Source organism: Streptococcus sp. 2106 (assembly GCF_013277315.1).
Classification (GTDB): domain Bacteria; phylum Bacillota; class Bacilli; order Lactobacillales; family Streptococcaceae; genus Streptococcus; species Streptococcus pseudopneumoniae.
In genome coordinates this window covers 1-6531 of record NZ_VMMS01000119.1, presented here as the reverse complement: position 1 = coordinate 6531, position 6531 = coordinate 1, and the positions used below count along the sequence as shown (strand labels likewise).

6 protein-coding genes are annotated in these 6531 nt (G+C 42.6%); 4 read left to right on the top strand and 2 right to left on the bottom strand.

Annotated elements, in window-relative coordinates; genetic code table 11:
* Window positions 1-190: 190 nt before the first annotated feature.
* From adhP to HT723_RS10680, 4 genes are all read left to right on the top strand, one after another.
* Window positions 191-1210 carry an alcohol dehydrogenase AdhP gene (gene adhP, locus HT723_RS10695; RefSeq protein WP_172935177.1) on the top strand — a complete coding sequence of 340 codons (1020 nt, stop codon included), beginning with the start codon at window positions 191-193 and terminating at the stop codon, window positions 1208-1210.
* Between the two features lie 235 nt (window positions 1211-1445).
* Window positions 1446-2435 carry a PTS sugar transporter subunit IIB gene (locus tag HT723_RS10690; RefSeq protein ID WP_138700178.1) on the top strand — a complete coding sequence of 330 codons (990 nt, stop codon included), beginning with the start codon at window positions 1446-1448 and terminating at the stop codon, window positions 2433-2435.
* 27 nt (window positions 2436-2462) lie between these two features.
* A complete protein-coding gene (locus HT723_RS10685) occupies window positions 2463-3266 on the top strand; it encodes a PTS mannose/fructose/sorbose transporter subunit IIC (protein ID WP_000022715.1) in 804 nt (267 codons plus the stop codon).
* A 23-nt stretch (window positions 3267-3289) separates the two neighbouring features.
* Window positions 3290-4201 (top strand): PTS system mannose/fructose/sorbose family transporter subunit IID, encoded by a 912-nt coding sequence (locus HT723_RS10680; RefSeq protein WP_000136861.1) that lies wholly within the window; start codon window positions 3290-3292, stop codon window positions 4199-4201.
* 55 nt (window positions 4202-4256) lie between these two features.
* Here the strand turns inward: HT723_RS10680 and pepC are convergent, their stop codons facing one another.
* The gene (pepC, locus tag HT723_RS10675; protein ID WP_172935176.1) at window positions 4257-5591 is read right to left on the bottom strand and encodes an aminopeptidase C; all 1335 of its coding nucleotides are present in this window, start codon (window positions 5589-5591) and stop codon (window positions 4257-4259) included.
* A gap of 111 nt (window positions 5592-5702) precedes the next feature.
* On the bottom strand, window positions 5703-6425 hold the full coding sequence (locus tag HT723_RS10670; RefSeq protein WP_172935175.1) for a pseudouridine synthase: 723 nt from the start codon (window positions 6423-6425) through the stop codon (window positions 5703-5705).
* Window positions 6426-6531: the final 106 nt, after the last annotated feature.

The window sequence follows — 6531 nt, the reverse complement described above, 5'->3', positions numbered from 1 at the left end:
AATGCTTTTTGATTTTAGTTTAATATTAATCGATTGTTCTATTTTTTGCCTCCAAAACCTTGGAAAAGGCTTTCTTTTGTGATATACTTCACATATAAATACAAGAGAGCTCGTCACACTCGACTCTGTTGACAAAAAATCAATCCAGTCCCGTTGTCCCTGTTCTCGGTCAATATCAAGGAGGATAGCTATGAAAGCTGTTGTTGTAAATCCAGAAAGCACTGGTGTTGCTGTTGAAGAAAAAGTACTCCGTCCACTTGAAACTGGGGAAGCACTTGTAGAAATTGAATACTGTGGTGTTTGCCACACTGACCTCCACGTTGCTCATGGTGACTTTGGTCAAGTACCAGGACGTGTTCTTGGCCACGAAGGTATCGGTATCGTTAAAGAGATTGCTCCAGATGTGAAAAGCCTTAAAGTCGGTGACCGCGTCAGCGTTGCTTGGTTCTTTGAAGGATGTGGCACTTGCGAATACTGTACAACTGGTCGCGAAACCCTTTGCCGTACAGTGAAAAATGCTGGCTACTCAGTAGACGGTGGTATGGCTGAACAATGTATCGTAACTGCTGACTATGCTGTCAAAGTTCCTGACGGACTTGATTCAGCCCAAGCTTCTTCTATCACATGTGCTGGAGTAACAACCTATAAAGCTATCAAAGAAGCAAAAGTTGAACCAGGCCAATGGGTTGTTCTTTACGGTGCTGGTGGACTTGGTAACCTCGCTGTTCAATACGCTAAAAAAGTATTCAATGCTCATGTTATCGCTGTCGATATCAACAATGACAAACTTGCCCTTGCAAAAGAAGTAGGCGCTGACATTGTGATTAACGGCCTCGAAGTTGAAGATGTAGCTGGACTCATCGAGGAAAAAACTGATGGTGGAGCTCATTCAGCTGTCGTAACTGCTGTATCTAAAGTTGCCTTCAACCAGGCTGTTGACTCAGTTCGTGCTGGTGGTCACGTCGTCGCTGTCGGCCTTCCTTCTGAAATGATGGAACTAAGTATCGTAAAAACCGTTCTAGATGGAATCCAAGTCATCGGTTCTCTCGTTGGAACTCGTAAAGACTTGGAAGAAGCCTTCCAATTCGGTGCAGGAGGTTTGGTAGTTCCAGTTGTTCAAAAACGTCCAGTAGAAGATGCTGTTGCCATTTTCGACGAAATGGAAAAAGGTCAAATCCAAGGACGTATGGTACTCGACTTCACCCACTAATCTAATAGAAACCTATTTTAAAAGTTGGAAGCTTCTTTCAACTTTTTTATATTAAATTTTTAAATGTGGATTCAATATTACTCCTCAAAAAACTCAATATATCAACATCCAAAAGTAAAAGTTTTTTTAATTTTTTATGATAAATAGTTGCTTTTTACATGAAAACGGTTTATACTTAAACAGTCTTAAAGTTTTCTTAAATGAAAACTAAAACAAAAAAGGAGGAATGACAATAATGAGTATCGGAATCATTATTGCGAGCCACGGCGAATTTGCTGCGGGTATTCATCAGTCAGGATCTATGATCTTTGGTGAACAAGAAAAGGTTCAAGTTGTGACCTTTATGCCAAATGAAGGTCCTGATGATCTATACGCTAAGTTTAATAACGCTGTTGCTGCATTTGACGCAGAAGATGAGGTTCTAGTTTTGGCTGACCTTTGGAGTGGTTCTCCATTTAACCAAGCTAGTCGCGTGATGGGAGAAAATCCTGAGCGTAAGTTTGCCATCATCACAGGACTTAACTTACCGACGTTGATTCAAGCCTACACAGAGCGCCTCATGGACGCTGCTGCAGGTGTAGAAAAAGTCGCTGCTAATATCATTAAAGAAGCCAAAGATGGCATCAAAGCTCTTCCAGAAGAGCTAAATCCAGTTGAAGAAGTTGCAAGCGCTGCAGCTGCTCCAGTTGCCCAAGCTGCTATCCCAGAAGGAACTGTTATCGGAGACGGTAAATTGAAAATCAATCTTGCCCGTCTTGACACACGTCTACTTCACGGTCAGGTTGCAACTGCTTGGACTCCAGATTCAAAAGCAAATCGTATCATCGTTGCTTCAGATAACGTGGCTAAAGACGACCTTCGTAAAGAATTGATTAAACAAGCAGCTCCAGGTAATGTCAAGGCTAACGTGGTTCCAATTCAAAAACTGATTGAGATTTCAAAAGACCCACGTTTTGGAGAAACACATGCCCTTATCTTGTTTGAAACACCTCAAGATGCCCTTCGTGCCATCGAAGGTGGCGTGCCAATCAAAACTCTTAACGTTGGTTCTATGGCTCACTCAACAGGTAAAACATTGGTCAATACCGTTTTGTCTATGGACAAAGAAGATGTTGCTACATTTGAAAAAATGCGTGACTTGGGTGTTGAATTTGATGTCCGTAAAGTACCAAATGATTCTAAAAAAGATTTGTTTGACTTGATTAACAAAGCCAATGTCAAATAAGCCATTATTTATGAAAGGATTTTAAACATGTCTATTATTTCTATGGTTTTAGTAGTCGTTGTAGCCTTCTTTGCAGGTCTTGAAGGCATCCTCGACCAGTTCCAATTTCACCAACCACTTGTAGCCTGTACCCTTATTGGGCTTGTAACAGGTCACTTGGAAGCAGGGATTATCCTCGGTGGATCGCTTCAAATGATTGCCCTTGGTTGGTCAAATATCGGTGCTGCTATCGCTCCTGATGCTGCACTTGCTTCTGTCGCTGCTGCCATTATCATGGTTCTTGGTGGTGACTTTACCAAGACTGGTATCGGTGTTGCCCAAGCGGTTGCTATCCCTCTTGCCGTAGCTGGACTTTTCTTGACAATGATTGTTCGTACAATTTCAGTTGGTTTGGTTCATACTGCAGATGCTGCCGCTAAAAAAGGTGACTTCGGCGCTGTGGAGCGTGCGCATTTCATTGCGCTACTTTTCCAAGGACTTCGTATCGCGCTTCCTGCAGCTCTTCTACTTATGGTACCAACTGAAACTGTACAAAGTATCCTTAGTGCCATGCCAGACTGGCTCAAAGATGGTATGGCTATCGGTGGTGGTATGGTCGTTGCCGTTGGTTACGCCATGGTTATCAACATGATGGCAACTCGTGAAGTATGGCCATTCTTCGCTCTTGGTTTCGTTCTCGCTGCTGTGTCAGATATTACTCTAATCGGATTCGGTGCTATCGGTGTTGCTATCGCTCTTATCTACCTTCACCTTTCTAAAACTGGTGGAAATGGTGGCGGAGGAGCCGCAACTTCTAACGACCCAATCGGCGATATCCTAGAAGACTACTAAGATAAGAAAGGACTGAAAACATCATGACTGAAAAACTTCAATTAACTAAATCAGATCGTAAAAAAGTTTGGTGGCGTTCAACCTTCTTACAAGGGTCTTGGAACTTTGAACGGATGCAAAACTTGGGCTGGGCTTATACACTCATTCCAGCTATCAAAAAACTCTATACTAAAAAAGAAGATCAAATCGCTGCTCTTGAGCGTCACCTTGAGTTCTTCAACACTCATCCATACGTAGCTGCTCCAGTCATGGGGGTTACTCTTGCGCTTGAAGAAGAACGTGCTAACGGTGTGGAAATCGATGACGCTGCTATCCAAGGGGTTAAAATCGGTATGATGGGACCTCTTGCTGGTATCGGTGACCCAGTATTCTGGTTTACAGTACGCCCAATCCTTGGATCTCTCGGTGCTTCACTTGCCCTTACTGGCAATATCTTGGGTCCGCTCCTCTTCTTTGTTGCATGGAACTTGATTCGTATGTCATTCTTGTGGTATGTTCAAGAGATTGGATACAAGGCTGGATCAGAAATCACTAAAGATATGTCTGGTGGTATCCTTCAAGATATCACTAAAGGAGCTTCTATCCTTGGGATGTTCATTCTTGCTGTCCTTGTTCAACGCTGGGTAAATATTAAATTTGCTTTCGATGTTTCTAAAGTTCAACTAGATGAAAAGGCTTATATCCATTGGGATAAATTGCCAGAAGGGTCTAAAGGTATCCAAGAAGCATTCGCACAAGTAGGACAAGGATTGTCTCAAACTCCTGAAAAAGTTACTACTTTCCAACAAAACTTGGATATGTTGATTCCTGGACTATCAGGACTACTCCTTACTCTCCTTTGCATGTACTTGCTTAAGAAAAAAGTATCTCCAATCACTATTATCCTTGCCCTCTTCGCAGTGGGTATTGTGGCACATGTTCTTCACATCATGTAATCAAGCAACTTAAAAGGAACCAGGTTCTAAAATCTGATTCCTTTTTTCTATACTTTTATTCTGCCAAGGCTCCCATTGGATCCCATGGTGCAAGCACAATTGGTTCTGCTTCATAGGCAGCTTGTTCTTCTGCTGTCAGCAATTCCTTACGGACAACGATTTGGTAAGTGTATTCGTCCATCCAAGCGTCTGAGGCAACAAAGTAACCATCTGTACCGACCTTGTCTCCCCATGAGTTTTCAACCTTCCACTTGGTTGATTTACCATTTTCGTCCAAGTCAACACCTGTCAAGACCATGGCGTGGGTCATCAAGCTTTCACTATAGTCCAAACGTCCAGCCTTGTCTTGAGTAAGTTTAATGTCCATGCTTGATTCAAAGTCATAAACATCTGTCGCAAGGATGCCAGCCTTACGGTTGCTGAGCTGGCCGACATCAGAACCAAACCAAACAGTCTCACCTGCTTGCATTTGGGCAATCGCCAATTCTTTCAAGCGCTCCATTGGAACGTTGATGTAGCGAACTGCACGGCTACCAACCACATTCCCCAACATCTCAACTGTGTAAGATTTACCGTATGGTTTATCAGCAGTTGGAGCATTGATAACAGAAACGTAGTCTTCTAAAGGAAGATTGACATATTTCTTGTAAAATTCCTGTGGAGTAATACCTTTTTCGCTTTGGTAGTTATTATCCTTATCACGATAAGCAAAGTCAAATTTACGTGGTGGTAGTCCTAGTGACATGGCAAGGAAGTTAAAGATCTCTTGCAAGAGGTCTTCTTTCTTAGCTTGAACAGTCGCTTGGTCTGCGCCAGAAGCTAGTAAGTCACGCAAGATTTGAGCATCTTGGCGCAGCAATTTGTTAAGGATTGCATTTAGCTCACGGCTGCTACTAGATGAAACAGACTCAGGATAAACTGACTTAGGCACGACACCGTATTTTTCAAAGAGGGAAACGACCATATCCCATTGACCACCATCTTGTTGAGGTGTTTGGAGTAAGAAGCTAACCTTGCGGCTAGTCAATTCTTGGTCTGAAGTCGCAATGACTTGCTCCAAGAACCAGTTTGATTTCTCATACTTATCCCAGAAGAAAGTGTGGGCTTGTGACAACTCAAAGTTCTCCAATTTGTATTGCGAGATGAGTTTGTGGCGGAAGGTGTTGAGAGCCGCAAACATCCAGCAACGACCAGACGCTTTCTGGTTAGTGACCTTGTCCTTGGTTAAATCCAATGAGAAAACAGGTGTGTTGTCTACACGGCTTTGGCGACGTTCCAGAGCTGCAAAAATTCCGTTGTGGCTGGCAGCATTTTCAATCGCTTGGTATTTTACATTTGCTTCATAGTTGGCAAATAGTTTATCAGTAAATGATTCTTGAATCGCGTTCATAGATTCCTCCTTTTATTCTACAGTCTATTATAACTCTTTTCACAAAGGAAGCAACTAAAAAACATAAAAGGCGAGGACATTGTCCCTCACCTTTTTCAAATATAAATCAAATTAAGCAATACTAGCAAGGAGAATTTCTAATTCTTCCTTGGTCAAGCGACGCCATTCCCCTCGTTCCAGGTTCTCATCTAATACTAAAGTTCCCATAGTCAATCGTTGCAAGTCCACCACTTCCTTGCCACAGTAGCCCACCATACGCTTGATCTGATGAAACTTCCCTTCTGCAATGGTCACACGGATTTGGCTTTGATTCTTTTCTGTATCTATGGATACAAGCTCCAGTATAGCGGGTTGACAGGTAAAGTCTTTGAGAGGAATACCCTCAGCAAATATCTCCACATCTTCTTGGGTCATGATTCCCTTGACTTGTGCCAGATAAGTCTTGTCCACATGACGCTTGGGCGAAAGAAGAACATGAGCCAGCTGACCATCATTGGTCAAGAGCAAAAGACCATGCGTGTCAATATCCAAGCGTCCTACTGGGAAAACTTCCTTACTCCGCGCCAAGTCATCCAACAAGTCCAGAACGGTTCTGTGCTTGGGATCCTCAGTCGCTGAGATAACTCCTTTGGGCTTGTTCATCATGTAGTAGACAAAATCTTCATACTCCAACACTTGCCCATCAAAGCGAATCTCATCTATTTTTTCATCAATCTGCAATTTAGCTGATTTTTCTTTTTTACCATTTACAGTCACGCGCCCAGCCTTGAGCAAGTTTTTGACCTCAGTCCGACTTCCCACCGCACAGGCAACTAAAAATTTATCTAATCTCATAGAACTATTATATCATATCAAAAGGAGGCTAGTACAATGACCAACCTCCTTTTCGTTTCATACTCTTCAAAAATCTCTTCAAACCATGTCAACGTCGCCTTGCCGT